This window comes from Streptomyces sp. NPDC005799, from assembly GCF_040630525.1.
In the GTDB taxonomy this organism is placed as follows: Bacteria; Actinomycetota; Actinomycetes; order Streptomycetales; family Streptomycetaceae; genus Streptomyces; species Streptomyces griseorubiginosus_B.
Genome location: NZ_JBEXXQ010000003.1, coordinates 42,450 through 59,003 on the forward strand (window position 1 = coordinate 42,450; position 16,554 = coordinate 59,003).

The following is a 16,554-nucleotide window of genomic DNA, read 5'->3' on the forward strand; positions in this document are numbered from 1 at the left end:
GGCGCGTGGCGGGCCCGGGGCTTTCCCGGCCGGGGTTGGGCCCCACGGCTTCCCCGCCCGGTACGGGCGGCCGGCCGGGCCCCCCCCCCCCGCCCCCGCCGGCGCTCAGCCGTCCCGGTACAGCTCCGTGAGCAGTTCGACGGCCGCCGGAGTCGCCGGGTGGGCGTCGTCGTGCCACCAGGCCAGGCGTACGGCGATGGGCTCGGCGTCACGGACGGGCCGGTAGACCACGCCGGGGCGGGGGTACTGGTGGGCGGTGGACTCGGCCGTCATGCCGATGCGCCGGCCCCCGGCGATGACGTTGAGCCAGTCGTCGACGTCGTGGGTCTCCTCGGTGGCCGGACGGGCGTCGGGCGGCCACAGGTCTGCGGTGGTCGTGCCGGTACGCCGGTCGACGAGCAGCGTGCGATCGCTGAGGTCGGCGAGCCGCACTGAACGGCGCCGGGCGAGCGGGTCGTCCGCGGCCAGGGCGCACAGCCGTCGCTCCAGGCCCACGATGGCGGTGTCGAAGCGCCGGTCGTCGCCCAACGGCCTGCGTACGACGGCGAGTTCGCAGCTGCCCTCGGCCAGTCCGGCCGTCGCGGTGTTGACCCGGACCAGGTGCAGGTCGGTCTCGGGGTGGGCCGCGGCCCAGCGGCGTTGGAAGGCCGCGGTGTGCCGGCCGACCGCCGACCAGGCGTAACCGATCCGCAGGCTGGTGTGGTCCGAGGTGGCGGCGCGGACGAGTTCGCAGACCTCGCCGAGCACCCGCCGGGCGTGCGCCAGCACCCTCAACCCGGCTGCGGTGGGCGTCACTTCGCGCGAGGTGCGCCGGAGCAGCCGTACCCCCAGGGCCCGTTCCAGCGAGGCCAGCGTGCGGGACACGGCCGCCTGGGAGACGTCCAGGGCGATGGCCGCGTCGGTGAAGGTGCCCTCGTCGACGATCGCGACGAGGCACCGCAACTGCCTCAGCTCCACATCCATGACTCCAGCGTATGGATCGGGCACCGCACGCATTTTGCGCATGCACCGGCTCGTCCCATCATCGGCCCATGCGACCCGTACGCACGCTCCCACCGGCCCGCACGGCCTCCGCCCCGGCCCGCCCTTCCGCGCGGCGGTTCGCGGGCGTCGTCACCATGGCCGGCAGCGGTCTGTCCAACCAGACCGGTGCGGCGATCGGCTCCCTCGCCTTCCCGGTGCTCGGTCCGCTCGGGGTGGTGGCCGTCCGGCAGTACGTCGCCGCGCTCGTCCTCCTGGCCGTCGGCCGGCCCCGCCCGCGGACCTTCACCTGGCGGCAGTGGCAGCCGGTACTGCTGCTGGCCGTGGTGTTCGGTACGATGAACCTGTCGCTGTACACCGCCATCGACCGGGTCGGCCTCGGGCTCGCGGTGACGCTGGAGTTCCTCGGCCCGCTCACCGTCGCGCTGGCCGCCGCGCGGCGCCGGGTGGACGCCTGCTGCGCGGTGATCGCGGCGGCCGGGGCCGTCACGCTGATGCGCCCGCGGCCCTCGACGGACTACGTCGGCCTCGGGCTCGGTCTCCTCGCCGCCGTCTGCTGGGCCTCGTACATCCTGCTCAACCGCACCGTCGGCCGACGTCTCCCCGGCGCCCAGGGGTCCGCTGCGGCGGCCGGCGTGTCCGCCGTGCTGTTCCTGCCGGTCGGTGTGGTGCTGGTGCTGCGGCAGCCGCCGACGGCCTCGGCGGTGGGGTGCGCCGTGGCGGCCGGGGTGCTGTCCTCGGCGGTGCCCTATCTGGCGGACCTGTTCACCCTCCGCCGGGTCCCGGCGCAGGCGTTCGGCCTGTTCATGAGCGTCAACCCGGTCCTGGCCGCCGTCGTCGGCCTGGTCGGTCTCGGGCAGCGTCCGGGGTGGGCGGAGTGGGCGGGCATCGGCGCGGTCGTCGCCGCGAACGCGCTGAGCATCCTCTCCAGAAGCCGGTGAGCCGCCTCAGCGGAGACCCAGTTCGCGGCTGACCCGGTCTACGGACCGGTTCTGCTGCTGTTCGTAGAGGCTGAAGGGGTCCAGGACCTCGCGGCCGACGGCACCGGACAACCAGGCGGCGTCGTAGGCGATGCCCTCCCGCGCGTTGTCCCGGGAGCCCTCGCCGCTGAGGTTGGACTGGAAGATCCCGGCGGCGGAGCGGGGCAGGAAGTCCTCGTAGACGATGGGTGTGGCGCGCAGCCAGCCGCCGGAGACCAGGGCCGCGAGGTCGGCGGGCGGGCGGCGGCCGTCGCGGGGCCGTTCGTCCACGACTTCGTAGGTGAAGTACGCCAACTTCCGCTCGGCCAGCTCCTGTTCGGTGGCAGGCAGGTGTTTCTCCCAGACGGCGCGGGCCACTTCGGAGCGCTGTGCCCCGGGGTCCCGGGCGAGCCGCTCGTCGATGCGGCCGAGCAGGCTGTCGTAGAGGGAGCGGCCCTCGCGGGTCAGGGCGATGCCGCGCGCCTCGACCTCGCCGAAGCGGACCCGCAGGGCTCCTTGGGTGACGGTGCCGTCCGGGAGGCGCAGGGCGCGGTGTTCGGCCAGGGCCCGGAAGGAGGTCTGGCGCAGCAGGACGTCGGGGCCCCGCCAGGCGGGCGGGCCCTGGACGGTGTCGATCATCTCGATGCCGTGCTCGGTCATCCGGCGGTACAGCTCGTCGATGTCCAGGACCCGCGGGGTGAGGTGGTTGATGTGGGTGCTGCGCACACCGCCGATGTCGGCGGCGACGGCGGAGACCCGCTCCAGCGTCTCGTACCACGCCCTGTCGATCGGGTCGGCCGACAACTCGAAAGCGGATACGGCGAGTTGGAGAAAGCGTTCGGCGGCCTCGTCGGGCAGTCCGTGCTCCGCCTCCGCGCGGTCGGCCAGGGTGAGCAGCTCCGGCGGGAACAGTTCGCGGCCGGCGAGGAAGGTCTCCAGGCGGGCGCGCAGACCGGTGTCGAAGAAGCGCGGGTCGGCCGGGGTGAGCAGGGAGGTGAAGACGCGGAAGGGGTTGCGGGCCAACTCCTCGCCGTCGACGGGCCGGAACGCGGTCGACACGACGGGCACCGCGCTGGCGGCCGCATCGCGCAGGTCGTAGAAGCCGACCGGGTGCATGCCGAGAGCGCCGAAGATCCGGGCGACCTGGGCGAGTTCGGCGGGGGTGCCGACGCGGATGGCGCCGTGGCGTTCCGCGGTGACGCGGCCGATGGAGCCGAGGCGTTCGGCGTCGGCGCCCCGGGCGCGCAGGACGTCCTCGTTCACCTCGCGGGAGACGTCCACCAGCGTGGTGTAGGCGGGCACCTCACGGCCGTACATCTCGGAGAGCCGGGCGGCGAAGGCGGCGCGCAGCCGCCACTGGCTGATCATCGGCGGGCTCCTCTCACAGGTCCCAGGCCCGCGGTCGCTCCAGTGCCTCCCACTCGGGCCGGAGCAGGGACAGCACGGCGACGTCGTGGCGCCGTCCTCGATGGACGAGGAAGTCGTCGCGGCCCACGTCGTCGATGTCCCGCTCGACGCGTTCGCGCTTCCCGCCCCGGCGGCAGGGCACGCGCGCGCCGGTCTTGGTGTCGTCCGGTCCGTCGTCGTTCACGAACGCCGAGGTTAGGGCCCCGCGCGGGGGGACGGCCACCGCATTCGGCGGCAGCCCAGGGAGCTGCGTCACCAAGCGGCGGGCGGGCACCCCCTGGCGGAAGCCTCAGCGCACCGCCGCCGTCACGGCCTCCTCGAACGTCGGGTGTTCGAAGGTGAACCCGGATTCCAGGAGGCGTGCCGGCAGCACCCGCTGGCTCATCAGGATGCCGTCGGCGAACTCGCCCAGGGCCAGGCGGAGGGCGAAGGCGGGGACGGGCAGGATCGTGGGGCGGTGCAGCGCCCTGCCGATGGCGGCGGTGATCTCGCGGTTGGTCGCGGGGTGCGGGGTGGTCATGTTGACCGGGCCGGCGACCGTCTCGCTGTCGATGAGGTGCCGCAGGGCACGGACCGTGTCGGGCAGCGAGATATGGCTCCAGTACTGGTGTCCGTCGCCCAGCCGGCCGCCGAGTCCCGCCCGGGCCAGGGGCAGCAGCCGTCCCATCGCACCGCCCTTCGCCGACACGACGATCCCGAACCGGGTCGTCACCACCCGCGTCCCGGCCGCCCGTGCACCGCCGGCCGCCGCCTCCCACTCCTGGCACACACCGGCCAGGAAGTCCTGCCCCGGCAGCGCGGACTCGTCCACGACGTCCTGGCCGGTCTCGCCGTAGTAACCGACCGCGGAGCCCGACACGAACACCGCCGGGGGCTTCGCGCAGTCGCCGATCGCCGTGGCGAGGGCGCCGGCGCCGCGTACCCGGCTCTCCCGGATCCGTGCCTTGTACGCGGCCGTCCAGCGCCGGTCGCCGACCCCCGCTCCGGCCAGTCCGACGACGGCGTCGGCCCCGTCCAGCACCGCCGGATCCACGCCACCGGCCCGCGGCTCCCAGCGCGCCTCCTCGCTCCCGTCGGCCCGGATCTGCGGCTCCCGGCGGACCAGCCGGGTCACCCGGTGACCGTCGGCGATCAGCGACGCGGCGAGGGCACCGCCGATCAACCCCGATGAACCGCTGATGACGACATGCATGGAACCGACCTCGATCCGGGCGCGCGGCACCCATCTGTTTGATATTTCAAGCAATAAGATCAGCCTAACGCACACACACGGAAAAGCGTTGGCGGGTCACGACGGCCGGAGGCTACGCTCCCGGCGATGACTCCTTCTGCTGACAGATTGGGGGTCCCGTCCGCGTCAGGTGAGTGCTGATGGCCACTCACCCCCACTTCGCGAACGGGGATTCCCGCCTCTCCCTGTGGCTGCGCGTGCGCGAGTTCGCCGTGCCGCCCGCCATGATCGAGACCGCGACCGCCCGCCGCCTCGCCGGGGACTGGGCCGGCGCGTGCGCCGCCGCGCGCGTCGACGTCGACCTCGACCTGCGTTCCGTGGCCCGTGCCCACGGCCGTGACCTCGCGGCCCGACTCCGCGCGGATCTACGGCATCTGGCACCCGACCTGCTGCGCTGGCACATGCCGAGGATCGCCCCGGACGGACTGCTGCGCCCGGCGCTGACGATCGCGCTGGCCCGCTACGAGGTCTCGGGCCGCCCCCGTCCCCTGCATCTCGTGGTCCGGACCCCGCCCGCCTGGGCGGACGCCGGACAGCGGATCAGCCTCGGCCTGTGGGACGGTTCCCGGCCGGACGCCGACGCCTGCCGTCATCCACATCCTCACCCCAGCCCGCGGTTCCGTCTGGACCTGCATCGCCATCTGTGGGATGCGCGCAGTGCGGGCGAGTTGCGGGCGCGGTGCGGTGCGGATCGCCACCATGACGGGCGGCCATGTCCGGATGCCCTGCGGGCGGTGGCGCTCGAGCACCCGTGCGCCGTCGACCGGTGGGCGGCGGAAGCGGGGGCGCTGCTCCTGGCCGACGGCCGGGGCGGGGCCCCGGGGGCCGGGGCCGTCCTGGTGCGGATCGCGCGTCGGTGCCGGCTGGTGCTGCGCGTCGTCGCGGACGCGGACGGTGCCGGGCCTTCCGGTTGGCGTGTCGCGGCGGTGACCGAAGGCGGTGGTTCGGGGCTGCCGGTCCTGCCCGACGCCGCGACCTGGGTGCTGCCCGACCTCGAACTGGTCCGAGCCGGTGCGATCGACGCCGATCGCCTGCATCCGCTCGTCGCCCGGACGCTCGTACCGGAGCGGGCACCCGTCACCCCGGCCGCTGACGATGAGCGGACCGGCCGGGCGCACGTCGTGGAGTGCCGGGGAGCCCGGCATCGTATCGGCCTCGTCGACGGCGTGCTGGCGCCGCTGGACCACGACCCGGCCGAGATCCGCCGCGAGGAGCTGCTGGCCGCGCTGACCGGCACGCCCCTGCCCTGCCTCCAGGCCATCGACCGGGCCCACCGCCGCCCCGACTGTCTCGCCGGCGTCCGCGAACGCCTCGACCACGGTGACACCGCCGGCGCGCTGGCCGTCGTGGAGGGCCTGTTGGGCCCGGACGCGGTGCTGCGCGAGGGCGCCCTGCGGGACGCGCTGGAGGACGCGGCGCGGCGGCGGATCACGTACGGCCTCTACCGGGCGGGGCTCATCGGCCCGCCACCCGGACGGGTGCGCCCGCGTGTGCGCCGCCCGGGCGCCTATCGCTCGCACCCGCGCGACTGCCTGCTCCGCTGACGGGACACCGTCCCGGTCTTCGCCGAGCCCTTCCACGATGCCGACCCGACTTGAAAAGGTGATCATCCATGCCGTCTTCCACCACCGGTCAACTCGACGTCGCCGACGAGCTGTTGACGCTCCTGCGCGCGAACACCACCGAACCCCGGCCCGACATCCAGCTGGAGGCCCTGACCCTGGCCGTCGCCGCCGATCTGCCGGTCCTGCTGTGGGGTGAGCCGGGGATCGGCAAGACCGCCGCCCTGACCCAGCTCGCCGCCGCCCTGGACCTCCCGCTCACCACGGTGATCGCCAGCGTGCACGAGCCCTCCGACTTCTCCGGACTGCCCATCGTCGGCGACGATCCCGCCGAGCAGGGCGTGCCGATGGCTCCGCCGGACTGGGCCGTGCGGCTGGTACGGGCCGGGCGCGGACTGCTGTTCCTGGACGAGCTGTCCACCGCGCCGCCCGCCGTGCAGGCCGCGCTGCTCCGGCTGGTGCTGGAGCGGCGCATCGGGGCGCTCCAACTGCCGCCCGGCGTACGGATCGTGGCCGCCGCCAACCCACGTTCCTCGGCCGCCGACGGCTGGGAGCTGAGCCCGCCGCTGGCCAACCGGTTCGTGCATCTGCAGTGGACCCACGACCACGAGGTCGTCGTGCGCGGCCTGGGCGGCACCTGGCCCGTGGCGACGCTGCCGCGGCTCGATCCCGAACTGCTGGCCGACGCCGTGGACTTCGCCCGGCGCGCGGTGTGCGGGCTGCTGGCCGCCCGGCCCAAGCTGGTACACCAGTTGCCGGGCAGCGAGACCCGGCGGGGCGGTGCCTGGCCGTCGCCGCGCAGCTGGGAGATGACGCTGCGGCTGATCGCGTTCGCGACCGCCGCCGGTTCCTCGCGGGACGTGCTGTCCCTTCTGGTCCGCGGAACCGTGGGTGACGGGCCGGGGCTGGAGCTGCTGGCGAGCGTGGACCGTATGGACCTCCCCGATCCGGAGATGCTGCTCGCGGACCCGGCGGGGGCCGTCCTGCCCGAGCGGGGCGACCTGCGTCAGGCCGCACTGGACGGAGTGGTGGCCGCGGTGCGCGCCCGGCCGAACCGGTCCCGCTGGGACGCCGCGTGGGCGCTGCTCGTACGGGCCATGGAGACCGGCGCGCCCGACCTGGTCGTCGTCCCCGCGACCACGCTCGCCTCGCTGCGGCAGCAGGACTGGGAAGTGCCCGAGTCGATCGAGCAGTTGGCCGGGGTGGTGGCCCTCTCCCGGCGGGCGGACCGGGCGGCGGCGCGGACGGCGGCGGCGAAGCCGGGGCGGCGATGACCACCGAGGCGCCGGGGCCGCCGGGTCCTGAGTCGGGGGCGCTGGATGTCGACAAGCTCTACGCGGCCCGGCTGCAGGCCGCCCGCGCCCGCCCCTATCTGGCGACGGCCCTGTTCGCGCTGCACACCGTGGAGTCTCCGCAGGTGCCGACGATGTCGGTGGACCGGTACTGGCGGTGCTATGTCTCACCGGCGTTCGTGGACCGGATGCCGGTGGAGGAGCTGGCCGGGGTGTGGGTGCACGAGGTGTCGCACCTGCTGCGCGACCATCACGGACGCAGCGACCGGGTCGCGAAGCAGCTCGGGCTGTCCGGACCGGGCGAGCGACTGCGCATGAACATCGCCGCGGACTTCGAGATCAACGACGACATCTACGGCGACGGGCTGGCCTGGCCCCGGGGCGCCGCCCACCCGGGGCTGTTGCAGCTGCCCGCCGGACAGCTCATGGAGGACTACCTGCGCCTGTTCCGGCTCGGTCCGCGGTTGCAGGAGATGGCCTGGCTGGACTGCGGCAGCGGCGCCGACGGGCTGGAGCGGGAGTGGGAGCTGGGCCCCGACGGGGCGCACGCGCTGAGCCGGCAGGAACAGGACGGGGTGCGCTATCGGGTGGCGCAGGGGATCAAGGGCCGCCCTGGCCACGCGCCGGAGGGCTGGCGGCGGTGGGCCGAGGAGGCGTTCCATCCGCCGCAGCCGTGGCGGGAGTTGCTGGGTGCCGCGGTGCGGTCGGCGGCGTCCGGGGCCGGTGCCGGCGAGGACTACTCCTACGGCCGACCGGCGCGGCGCTCGGCGGGGGTGCCCGGGGTGGTGCTGCCGAGTCTCCGGCGCCGGCCGCCCCGGGTGTCGGTGATCATCGACACGTCCGGTTCGGTCAGCGACGCCGAACTGGGCAGCGCCCTGCTGGAGGTGGCCGCGATCTCCCGTGCCGTGGGCGGCCGGCGCGACCTGGTCACGGTGGTGCCGTGCGACGCGGCGGCCCGGATCGCGCACCCCCTGTGCCGCGGCGAGGGCATCCCGCTGCTCGGCGGCGGGGGCACGGATCTGCGCACCGGCTTCGCCACGGCGCTGCGGACGCGTCCGCGCCCCGATGTCGTCGTGGCCCTGACCGACGGGCAGACACCGTGGCCCGAGGCCCGGCCGGCCTGCCGGACCGTGGTGGGGCTGTTCTCCCGGTCGGGTGGCTCGTGGGACGAGGAGGACCCGGACTACGTACCTCTCGCGCCGCCCGCCTGGGCCCGGGTGGTGGAGATCGGGCACTGAGCGGGAGGGGTCACTCCCAGACGACTACGTTGCGGCGCACCGGGACGGTCGGGGTGCCGGTGGCGAAGAGTTCGGGTGAATGCGCGCGGATGCGCTCGATGTCGTCGAAGACGGCCCGCAGATGGGCGCGCATGGCGGTGCGGGCGAGGGCGATGTCACCGACGACGACGGCGGCGAGGATCTCGTGGTGCTGGTCGGCGAAGACGGCCGGCGACTCGTTCTCGTGCAGGCCGAGCCGCCGGGCCCGGTCGAGGTGGCCCTTGGCGGCGGCGACCGTGGTCCACACGTTGCCGTGCCCGCTCAGCCGCATCAGGCCCTGGTGGAAGGCCTCGTCCAGGGCGAAGAACTCCTCCAGGTCCAGGCCCGTGCCGCGCTGCCGCCGGAGGTTGTCCCACAGCTCCTCCGCGACCTCGGCGTCGAGCCGCTCGGGCAGGTCCTCCAGAGAGGCGAGTTCCACGGCCTCCCGCAGGAACTGCGCGTCGGCGACCTGTCCCGGGTCCACCCGGGACACGAACGACCCGATCTTCGGGAAGACCTGCACCAGTCCCTCCTGGGCCAGCAGGATCAGGCTCTCCCGCACCGGGGTGCGGCTGACGCCGAGGGACGCGGCGAGCTCGTTCTCCGAGAGGGCGGCGCCCGGGGCGAGGTCAAGGGTCAGGACCATCTGACGCAGCCTGAGATAGATGTCGCGCCGACTCGTCCGCCGCCCGTTCGATTGGGCCATGTGCACATCCTACGTAGCGCTCCGGACCCTGAAGCGCGGCGGAAGCGGTATTGCCCGCCTGCGCGACAGATGCTTGTATACAAGCACTGTACGACAAGACGGGAGCCGCAAGTGAGCACGATCGAGCGGGCCGCGGTGCTCGTCGCGTCCCCCGGGCGCGCCTTCGTCACGTTGCGCGTCACCACCAGCGACGGGGTGACCGGACTCGGCGACGCGACCCTCAACGGACGCGAGCTGGCCGTCGCGAGCTATCTGAGCGACCACGTGGTCCCGCTGCTGATCGGCCGGGACCCGGCCCGCATCGAGGACATGTGGCAGTACCTCTACAAGGGCGCCTACTGGCGGCGCGGCCCGGTGACCATGACCGCGATCTCCGCCGTGGACACCGCCCTGTGGGACATCAAGGGCAAGGTGGCCGGGCTGCCCGTCTACCAGCTGCTCGGCGGTCGCTCCCGCGACGGCGTCCTCGTCTACTCCCACGCCAGCGGCACCGACGTGCCCTCCCTGCTGGACGACGTCCAGCGCTATCTGGAGCTGGGCTACCGGGCCGTCCGCGCACAGGCCGCCGTGCCGGGGGTCGGGGGGACGTACGGCGTGCGCAAGGGCGCGGTGTACGAGCCCGCCGCCACCGACCTGCCCGAGGAGCAGCCCTGGGACACCGAGGCCTACCTCGGTTTCGCGCCCTCCTATCTGGAGGCCGTGCGCGAACGGTTCGGCTTCGGCTTCCACCTCCTGCACGACGTGCACCACCGGCTGACCCCGATCGAGGCGGCACGCTTCGGCAGGAGTGTCGAGGCGTGCCGGCTGTTCTGGATGGAGGACCCGACCCCGGCCGAGAACCAGGAGTCCTTCCGCCTCATCCGCGAGCACACCACCACACCGATCGCGGTGGGCGAGGTGATGAACTCGATCTGGGACGTCCAGCACCTCATCACCCAGCAGCTCATCGACTACGTCCGCACGACCGTCGTGCACGCGGGCGGCATCACGCACCTGCGCCGCATCTTCGACCTCGCCGCCCTCCACCAGGTGCGCACCGGCTCCCACGGGGCGACCGACCTCTCCCCGGTCAGCATCGCCGCCGCCGTCCATCTGGACCTCGCCGTACCGAACTTCGGCATCCAGGAACACATGGGGCACCCCGCCGAGACCGCCGAGGTGTTCCACACGGGCGTCGCCTTCGCCGACGGCATGCTGCATCCCTCCGAGGAGCCGGGTCTGGGCGTCGAGTACGACGACGAGGCCGCCGGGCGCTTCCCCTACCAGCGGCGCTGTCTCCCGGTCGCGCGCCGCCTCGACGGCTCGGTGCACGACTGGTGAGCGCCCCACTGAACCGTACGACGGTCTCCCGCCTCCCCGCCGAGCTGCGCCCCTCGGTCGACCCGGCGCATCTGCGCACCCGCCTCGTCCACTTCGGCCTCGGCGCCTTCCATCGCGCACACCAGGCCGTCTACACCGAGCATGCCGGCGAACCCTGGGGCATCACCGCCGTGGCACCCCACTCGACGGACGTGGCAGCCGCCCTGCGGGAGCAGGACTGCCTGTACTCCCTCACCGAACGGCGGCCGGAGGGCAACCACACGCGGATCGTCGGCTCGATCGTCGGCGCGCTGGCCATGGGCCCGGACGCCAAGGCCGTCGACGCCCTGTTCACCGACCCCGAGGTGACGGTCGTGACGCTGACGGTGACCGAGAAGGGCTATTACCGGTCGCCGCTGACCGGCGGGCTGGACACGGACGCCGTCGCCGCCGACCTCGCGGCGGACCCCGCGGGGCCGCTCACCACGGTGGTGGGACGGCTGGCCGCCGGACTGGCGGCGCGGATGCGGGCAGGCGCCGCGCCGATCAGTGTCGTGTCCTGCGACAACATGGCGGACAACGGGGCCGCGTCGGCGCGGGTCGTGCACGACTTCGTGCGGGCGTCGAGCTGGCCCGACCGCGCGGCGATCCTGGACCGGATGGCCGAGGCCGTCGCCTTCCCCGCGACGGTCGTGGACCGGATCGTGCCCGCGACCGGGGAGGCCGATCTGGCGGCGGCCCGGGAAGCGCTCGGGATGACCGACGCCCTGGCCGTCACCGCGGAGCCGTACCGGCAGTGGGTCCTGGAGGATTCCTTCGCCGCGCCCCGGCCGCCCTGGGAGCGGGACGGCGCCCTGTTCGTTCCCGACGTGACGCCGTATCAACTCACCAAACTGCGCATGCTGAACGGCTCCCACTCGGCTCTGGCCTACCTGGGTGCCGCCGCCGGGCTGACCACCGTCGCCGAGACCATGGCCACCGACTGGGGCGAGCGTCTGGTGCGGGCCCTGTGCGCCGAAATCGCCCCGACGCTCCCCGCCGGCGGTCCGGATCCGCTCGCCTACGCCGACGATCTCGTCCTGCGGTTCCGCAACCCCGCCATGCGACACCTGCTGCGGCAGATCGCCACCGACGGCCCGCTGAAGGTCAGGGAGCGCTGGCTGCCCGCACTGCGCGAGCTGCGCGCCCGCGGCGCCCGGACACCGGTCCTCGAACTCGCCCTCGCCGCCTGGGCGTCGCATGCCGCACCGGCACCGCTGCCGGCCCTGTTGCGGGCCGCCGGAGCCGGGGACCTGGCGGACGACGACACCCTCACCACCGCGATCACCGACCGGCTCCCCGCCCTGCGTGCCGGCCGCGTCGAGCTCTGATCCCCCGCTCCACCCCAGTCCCCGAACAACGGAGTTCACGGTGAAGGGCACCGTGCACCCGCCTGATTCGTCGGCGACGGCGGCCTTCCCCAGGACGGCGTGGACCCCCAGCAGGGGCGCTGGCCGTGTCCTCGGCCGTCGCGCTGCACGCCGTGGGCCGCGTGCGCGACCTGCGGGGACGTACCGTGCTGGTCAACGGCTGCGGTCCGATGGGCTCCCTCGTCGCCGCCCGGCATCGCGGGGCCCGGGTCATCGCCGCCGACCTGGCGCCCGCCGCCCACGGTGATCTGGTCACCCGGGAGATCACCTGGGTCGGCCCCTACCGTTTCGTGGAGGATATCGACGACGCGCCGCGCACCCTGCGGGACGGCCTGGACCTGACGCCGTTGATCACCCACCTCCTTTCCGTGCTCCCCGCTCGGGCGGCCCCCTGAGGTTTGCGGGTCAGTGGGCGTCGCAGCAGGCGTCCCTGCGCATCAGCCTCCCCATCGCGAGCCAGTCCTCCTCGGCTTCGGCCGTGCTCCGGGCGGCCGGCTCGAAGGCGGCGGTCAACTCCTCGGTGGTGTAGGGCACTCCGCCCCTCAGTACCGCGACGGTACGTACGAGGGTGTCGAAGTCCGTGAACGGGTCGCCGTCGACGACCGTCAGGTCCGCCAGCCTGCCCTCCTCCACGGTGCCGAGGTCCCGGTCGAGGCCGAAGAGCCGGGCGGGCAGGACGGTCGCCGTGCGCAGGGCCTGGGCCGGGGAGAGGCCGCCGCGGTGCAGGGCGCGCAGGCCGAGGTGGAGGGAGAGGCCGACGGGGACGAGCGGCTGGTCCGTGCCGAGCGCGACGAGTCCGCCGGCGGCCAGGATCCGCCGGTAGACGTCGGTCTCCGTGCGCAGGGTGGCGAGTTGGGCCGCGGTGGGCGCGACACCGGCCGACTGCTTGACGGTCGCCGAGTCCCACGGCGGCATCACCACCGTGACCCGGGGATCGTCGGCGAGGGCGGGGTCCGCGCCGAGCAGGGGGACGGCGGTGAAGGGGGTGGCGATCATCGAGAAGCGCACTCCGCGCGCGGTGTAGATCTCCACGACGTCCTGGTGGACGCGGCCCGTCGCGGTGACGGCATGTCCGAACTCGGCGCGCTGGGTGGCCTGCAGATGAGTCGTCAGGTCCTGGCCGACCTCGACGCCGGGCGAGAGCAGATGACTTCCCGCGCGGACACCGAGCCGCTCGTGGGCGAAACGGGCCGCTTCCGCCATCACCCAGGCCGGCGCCCGCACATACGTCTTCACGAAGTCCCAGTCCAGCGCCTCACCCCGCTCCAGCGAGCGCAGCAGTCCGTGCCTGGTCCGGTGGGCGCGGCCCATGCTGTAGGCGACACGCGCCCCGTCGAGGAGTTCGCCGGTGGTCAGCAGTCGGGGTCCGGCGAGCTGTCCGGTGGCCACCGCCTCGCGCAGCCGGGCCTGTTCGTAGGCGAAGCCGCCCAGTGAGACGGCCGTGGTGATGCCGTAGGTGAGCTGGCCGACGGTCTGGCGGCCGCCGTAGGTGCTCTGCCAGGGGTGGGTGTGGGTGTCCCACAGGCCGGGAATCACGGTGCGGCCGGAGGCGTCGACCCGGCGCAGCGCCGCCCGTCGTCCTGACCGGTGCGGCTCGACCGCGGCGATACGTCCGCCGCTCACCACGATGTCCACGTCCTCGCGGGTCGTCTCGCCGGTGCCGTCCCACAGGCGCCCGGCATGCACCACGAGGTCCGCGGGTGTGGGTCTTGGCGCGTCCAGGGGGACACGGACGGTGCGGGCGGGGCCGCCGTCGACACCGATGAGACGGAGGCGTCCGGCGGAGAGGTAGAGCAGGGTGGTGGAATCGGCTGACCAGGAGGGGTGGTCGGCCGGTTCGGTGGTGAGGGTGCGGGGTTCGCCGCTCGGGGTGCCGTCGGGGTCGACGGGCAGCAGGCACAGCGCTGACTCCACGATCACGGCCATCCAGCGCCCGTCGGGCGACCAGACCGGCCCGGAGTCGTAGCGGTCGGAGACGGAGGTGTGGGGCGCCACCGCGTGCAAACGGTCCGCACCGTCAGTGGTGTCGACGATCCGGAGGAGGTTGTAGCCCTCCCGGAAACGGGAGTTGAGCCGGTTGCGGTCGCACAGGGCGACGTGGCGGCCGTCCGGCGACCAGCTGGGGCGGCCGGGCAGTCCGCCGGCGCCCAGCGGCGCGGCCAGGACGCGTTCCTCGCCGGAGGTCAGGTCGCGGACGAGGAGCCGGCCGGTCATGTCGAGGCAGGCGAGCCGCTGCCCGTCGGGCGACAGCGCCGGATGCACCCGGCCCCCGGTCGCGAGCGCGGTCTCCTCGCCGGTGGCCAGATCGTGGCGGTGGACGCCGAGCAGCCCGTCGCGGTCGTCGGCGTACACGAGCGACTGCCCGTCCGGCGCCCACGAAGGGGCCAGCAGATAGCGGGTGGAGGAGGCCGTGTGCAGTCGCCGCGGCGGACGCCCGCCCGAACTCGCCGCCAGCCAGAGCGAGTTGAGGGCGGCGAAGGCGATCTGCCGGCCGTCGGGCGAGAGCGCCGGCAGATGAATGCCGCGCACGGGACGGGCCCGCCCCTCCCCCAGGTCGTACTCCTTCGTCCGGTACCGCGGCCGCCGCACCGGCAGGGTGCCCTCGAAGGGCAGGATCTCCGGGTGCGCCGGGCTGTCCGGTCGTACGAGGGTGAAGGCGCCGTCGACGGTGAGGAGCAGCTCGCCCCGGGGCGTCCAGCGCGGGGGCACCGGCGCGAGGTCGCCGGTGAGCGCGACCGGGTGGCCGTCGACGACGAGGGTGCAGGAGGCGTTCGGGGCGGCGGTCGTGCGCAGGTGGGCGAGGCGGCCGTCCAGGGCCACGGCGGGGGTCATGACCTGGGCGGCCTCGGGCTCGGTGTACCGGACGGCGACCGCGTCCTGGCCGTCGGCCCGGACGACGGCGATGGTCCGGGCCTCCACGGTGAGCCCCAGGGAGGTGGTGACGGTCTTCGCGCGGACGAACAGGATGTGGGTGCCGTCCGGTGTCCAGGTGGGGTCGAAGTCCTCCCACGCTCCGTCCTGGAGGGGGCCGTCCTGGCCGGTCAGGCCGGTGACGCGGGTGATGCGGCCGGTGCGCAGGTCGAGGACGTGGATGCGGTACGGGCTGCCGGCGACCGGGTCGCCGCCGCGTTCGGAGGAGAAGGCGAGCCGGGTGCCGTCGGGCGACCAGGCCGGGCCGCGGTCGTCCCAGGGCCCTTCGGTGCGGCGCCGCAGGTCGGAGCCGTCGGGGCGGACGGTCCAGAGGTGGAATCCGCCGTCCCGGTAGGCGCAGAAGGCGATGAGCTCGCCGTCCGGTGCGTGGATGGGCCGGTTGGGCTCCAGGTCGGCCGGGGTCAGCGGGCGGGCCGTACCGCCGGTGCGGGGCAGGGACCACAGGGTGCCCTGCACTTCGGCGACCAGATGGTCGCCGGCGAGGGTCGCCGAGCCGTTGGTGGCCCGGGTGAAGGTCAGGGAGGGGGCGCCGGTGCGCTGTCGTGCCACCGCCGCGGGGGCCACGCCCACGAGGGGCACGGCGCCTGCGGCGGCGAGGAGTTGACGGCGGGTCGGACGGAAGGTGGGGCTCCAGTCACGGTCCATGACAGAACACCCTGTCGTAACCGCCACCTCGGACGCAACAAACGGTACGAGGTCGACCGCGCAGGGTGACGGTGATCGCGCCACTGATCCACGGCCGGCGCCTCGAACGGTCGGAGATGGGGACCCGGCACCCTGTGTCCCGTCGTCACGGCGGTACCGACCGCCCCGGACAGAAAGTCACAGCATGATTTACATCGCCGGCGAGTACCGCCTCTCGCTGCCGGCCTGGATCGAGGACGAGCTGGCGGACGTGCCCGCCGCCGTCCCCGGTCGTGAGGATCGCATGCGGCTCGTGCACCGGCTGGCCGACCGCAACTGGCGTGCGGGCGACGGCGGCCCGTTCGCGGCGCTCGTGGCCGAGGAGGACACCGGCCGGATCGTCTCGGTCGGGGTGAACGTCGTCCTCGCCTCCGACATCTCCAGCGCCCACGCCGAGGTCCTCGCGCTCGCGCTGGCCCAGACCGCGATCGGCGGCTGGGATCTCGGCGCCGAGGGCCTGCCGGCCCATGAGCTGGTCGTCAACTGGCGTCCGTGCGTGCAGTGTTACGGGGCCGCACTGTGGTCCGGGGTGCGGGGGCTGGTGGTGGCCGGTGCCGGAGAGGAACTGGAGCGGCTCACCACCTTCGACGAGGGCCCCCTGCCCGACGACTGGGCCGAGCAGTTCGAGGCGCGCGGCATCAAGGTCACGGGAGATGTGCTCCGCGAGGAGGCGATCGCGGTGTTCCGCGGCTACCGCGAGGCCATCGACGCCGGTGAGATCACGCTCTACAACGCCCGCGGGGGATCCGACTGACGCCCATTTCATACGATTGCAACATCAGCCAGGATGACCTTGCCTCAGCGCGACGGTTGCACCCGGCACGAGCCCGTGCAGCG

General features: G+C 73.9%; 13 protein-coding genes and 1 pseudogene. 8 read left to right on the forward strand and 6 right to left on the reverse strand.

From position 1 onward, the window contains the following. Positions 1 to 105 precede the first annotated feature (105 nt). On the reverse strand, positions 106 to 963 hold the full coding sequence (locus tag ABZ453_RS03860) for a LysR family transcriptional regulator (RefSeq protein WP_359011252.1): 858 nt from the start codon (positions 961 to 963) through the stop codon (positions 106 to 108). Positions 964 to 1,118: 155 nt separating this feature from the next. Here ABZ453_RS03860 and ABZ453_RS03865 point away from each other — a divergent pair, with 155 nt between their 5' ends. After that, a complete protein-coding gene (locus tag ABZ453_RS03865; protein ID WP_359011753.1) occupies positions 1,119 to 1,922 on the forward strand; it encodes an EamA family transporter in 804 nt (267 codons plus the stop codon). Positions 1,923 to 1,928: 6 nt separating this feature from the next. Here the strand turns inward: ABZ453_RS03865 and ABZ453_RS03870 are convergent, their stop codons facing one another. The 3 genes from ABZ453_RS03870 to ABZ453_RS03880 all read right to left on the reverse strand — a co-directional run bounded on the left by ABZ453_RS03870 (position 1,929) and on the right by ABZ453_RS03880 (position 4,539). After that, complete coding sequence (locus ABZ453_RS03870) at positions 1,929 to 3,308, reverse strand: VOC family protein (protein ID WP_359011254.1); 1,380 nt, start codon at positions 3,306 to 3,308, stop codon at positions 1,929 to 1,931. Between the two features lie 13 nt (positions 3,309 to 3,321). Continuing rightward, positions 3,322 to 3,531, reverse strand: coding sequence for a hypothetical protein (locus ABZ453_RS03875; RefSeq protein ID WP_359011256.1), 210 nt, complete (start codon positions 3,529 to 3,531; stop codon positions 3,322 to 3,324). Between the two features lie 105 nt (positions 3,532 to 3,636). Then, positions 3,637 to 4,539 (reverse strand): TIGR01777 family oxidoreductase, encoded by a 903-nt coding sequence (locus tag ABZ453_RS03880; protein WP_359011258.1) that lies wholly within the window; start codon positions 4,537 to 4,539, stop codon positions 3,637 to 3,639. 179 nt (positions 4,540 to 4,718) lie between these two features. Between ABZ453_RS03880 and ABZ453_RS03885 the strand changes: the two genes are divergently transcribed. From ABZ453_RS03885 to ABZ453_RS03895, 3 genes are all read left to right on the forward strand, one after another. Beyond that, positions 4,719 to 6,122, forward strand: coding sequence for a hypothetical protein (locus ABZ453_RS03885; RefSeq protein WP_359011260.1), 1,404 nt, complete (start codon positions 4,719 to 4,721; stop codon positions 6,120 to 6,122). 68 nt (positions 6,123 to 6,190) lie between these two features. Then, positions 6,191 to 7,414, forward strand: a complete 1,224-nt coding sequence (locus ABZ453_RS03890) for an AAA family ATPase (protein WP_359011262.1) — start codon at positions 6,191 to 6,193, stop codon at positions 7,412 to 7,414. Continuing rightward, positions 7,411 to 8,670: a VWA-like domain-containing protein gene (locus tag ABZ453_RS03895; RefSeq protein WP_359011264.1), complete on the forward strand. Its 1,260-nt coding sequence runs from the start codon at positions 7,411 to 7,413 to the stop codon at positions 8,668 to 8,670. The genes ABZ453_RS03890 and ABZ453_RS03895 overlap by 4 nt, the downstream gene beginning before the upstream one ends. A 10-nt stretch (positions 8,671 to 8,680) precedes the next feature. Here the strand turns inward: ABZ453_RS03895 and ABZ453_RS03900 are convergent, their stop codons facing one another. Next, positions 8,681 to 9,394: a GntR family transcriptional regulator gene (locus tag ABZ453_RS03900; protein WP_359011266.1), complete on the reverse strand. Its 714-nt coding sequence runs from the start codon at positions 9,392 to 9,394 to the stop codon at positions 8,681 to 8,683. Between the two features lie 111 nt (positions 9,395 to 9,505). Between ABZ453_RS03900 and manD the strand changes: the two genes are divergently transcribed. The 3 genes and pseudogenes from manD to ABZ453_RS03915 form a co-directional block, all read left to right on the forward strand. Then, positions 9,506 to 10,714, forward strand: coding sequence for a D-mannonate dehydratase ManD (manD, locus tag ABZ453_RS03905; RefSeq protein ID WP_359011268.1), 1,209 nt, complete (start codon positions 9,506 to 9,508; stop codon positions 10,712 to 10,714). Next, the gene (locus ABZ453_RS03910) at positions 10,711 to 12,063 is read left to right on the forward strand and encodes a mannitol dehydrogenase family protein (protein WP_359011270.1); all 1,353 of its coding nucleotides are present in this window, start codon (positions 10,711 to 10,713) and stop codon (positions 12,061 to 12,063) included. The genes manD and ABZ453_RS03910 overlap by 4 nt, the downstream gene beginning before the upstream one ends. Positions 12,064 to 12,179: 116 nt before the next feature. Beyond that, positions 12,180 to 12,293, forward strand: a pseudogene (locus ABZ453_RS03915) (L-idonate 5-dehydrogenase); the annotation flags it as partial. Positions 12,294 to 12,507: 214 nt separating this feature from the next. Here the strand turns inward: ABZ453_RS03915 and ABZ453_RS03920 are convergent. Next, positions 12,508 to 15,678 carry an amidohydrolase family protein gene (locus tag ABZ453_RS03920; RefSeq protein ID WP_359011272.1) on the reverse strand — a complete coding sequence of 1,057 codons (3,171 nt, stop codon included), beginning with the start codon at positions 15,676 to 15,678 and terminating at the stop codon, positions 12,508 to 12,510. A 184-nt stretch (positions 15,679 to 15,862) separates the two neighbouring features. Between ABZ453_RS03920 and ABZ453_RS03925 the strand changes: the two genes are divergently transcribed. Next, positions 15,863 to 16,471, forward strand: a complete 609-nt coding sequence (locus tag ABZ453_RS03925) for a nucleoside deaminase (RefSeq protein ID WP_359011274.1) — start codon at positions 15,863 to 15,865, stop codon at positions 16,469 to 16,471. The last annotated feature ends 83 nt before the right edge of the window (positions 16,472 to 16,554 follow it).

Bases quoted from the DNA above. Each gene is read 5' to 3' on its own strand.
- ABZ453_RS03860 (WP_359011252.1), bottom strand. From the start codon at position 963: ATGGATGTGGAGCTGAGGCAGTTGCGGTGCCTCGTCGCGATCGTCGAC.
- ABZ453_RS03865 (WP_359011753.1), top strand. From the start codon at position 1,119: ATGGCCGGCAGCGGTCTGTCCAACCAGACCGGTGCGGCGATCGGCTCC.
- ABZ453_RS03870 (WP_359011254.1), bottom strand. From the start codon at position 3,308: ATGATCAGCCAGTGGCGGCTGCGCGCCGCCTTCGCCGCCCGGCTCTCC.
- ABZ453_RS03880 (WP_359011258.1), bottom strand. From the start codon at position 4,539: ATGCATGTCGTCATCAGCGGTTCATCGGGGTTGATCGGCGGTGCCCTC.
- ABZ453_RS03885 (WP_359011260.1), top strand. From the start codon at position 4,719: ATGGCCACTCACCCCCACTTCGCGAACGGGGATTCCCGCCTCTCCCTG.
- ABZ453_RS03890 (WP_359011262.1), top strand. From the start codon at position 6,191: ATGCCGTCTTCCACCACCGGTCAACTCGACGTCGCCGACGAGCTGTTG.
- ABZ453_RS03895 (WP_359011264.1), top strand. From the start codon at position 7,411: ATGACCACCGAGGCGCCGGGGCCGCCGGGTCCTGAGTCGGGGGCGCTG.
- ABZ453_RS03900 (WP_359011266.1), bottom strand. From the start codon at position 9,394: ATGGCCCAATCGAACGGGCGGCGGACGAGTCGGCGCGACATCTATCTC.
- ABZ453_RS03920 (WP_359011272.1), bottom strand. From the start codon at position 15,678: ATGGACCGTGACTGGAGCCCCACCTTCCGTCCGACCCGCCGTCAACTC.
- ABZ453_RS03925 (WP_359011274.1), top strand. From the start codon at position 15,863: ATGATTTACATCGCCGGCGAGTACCGCCTCTCGCTGCCGGCCTGGATC.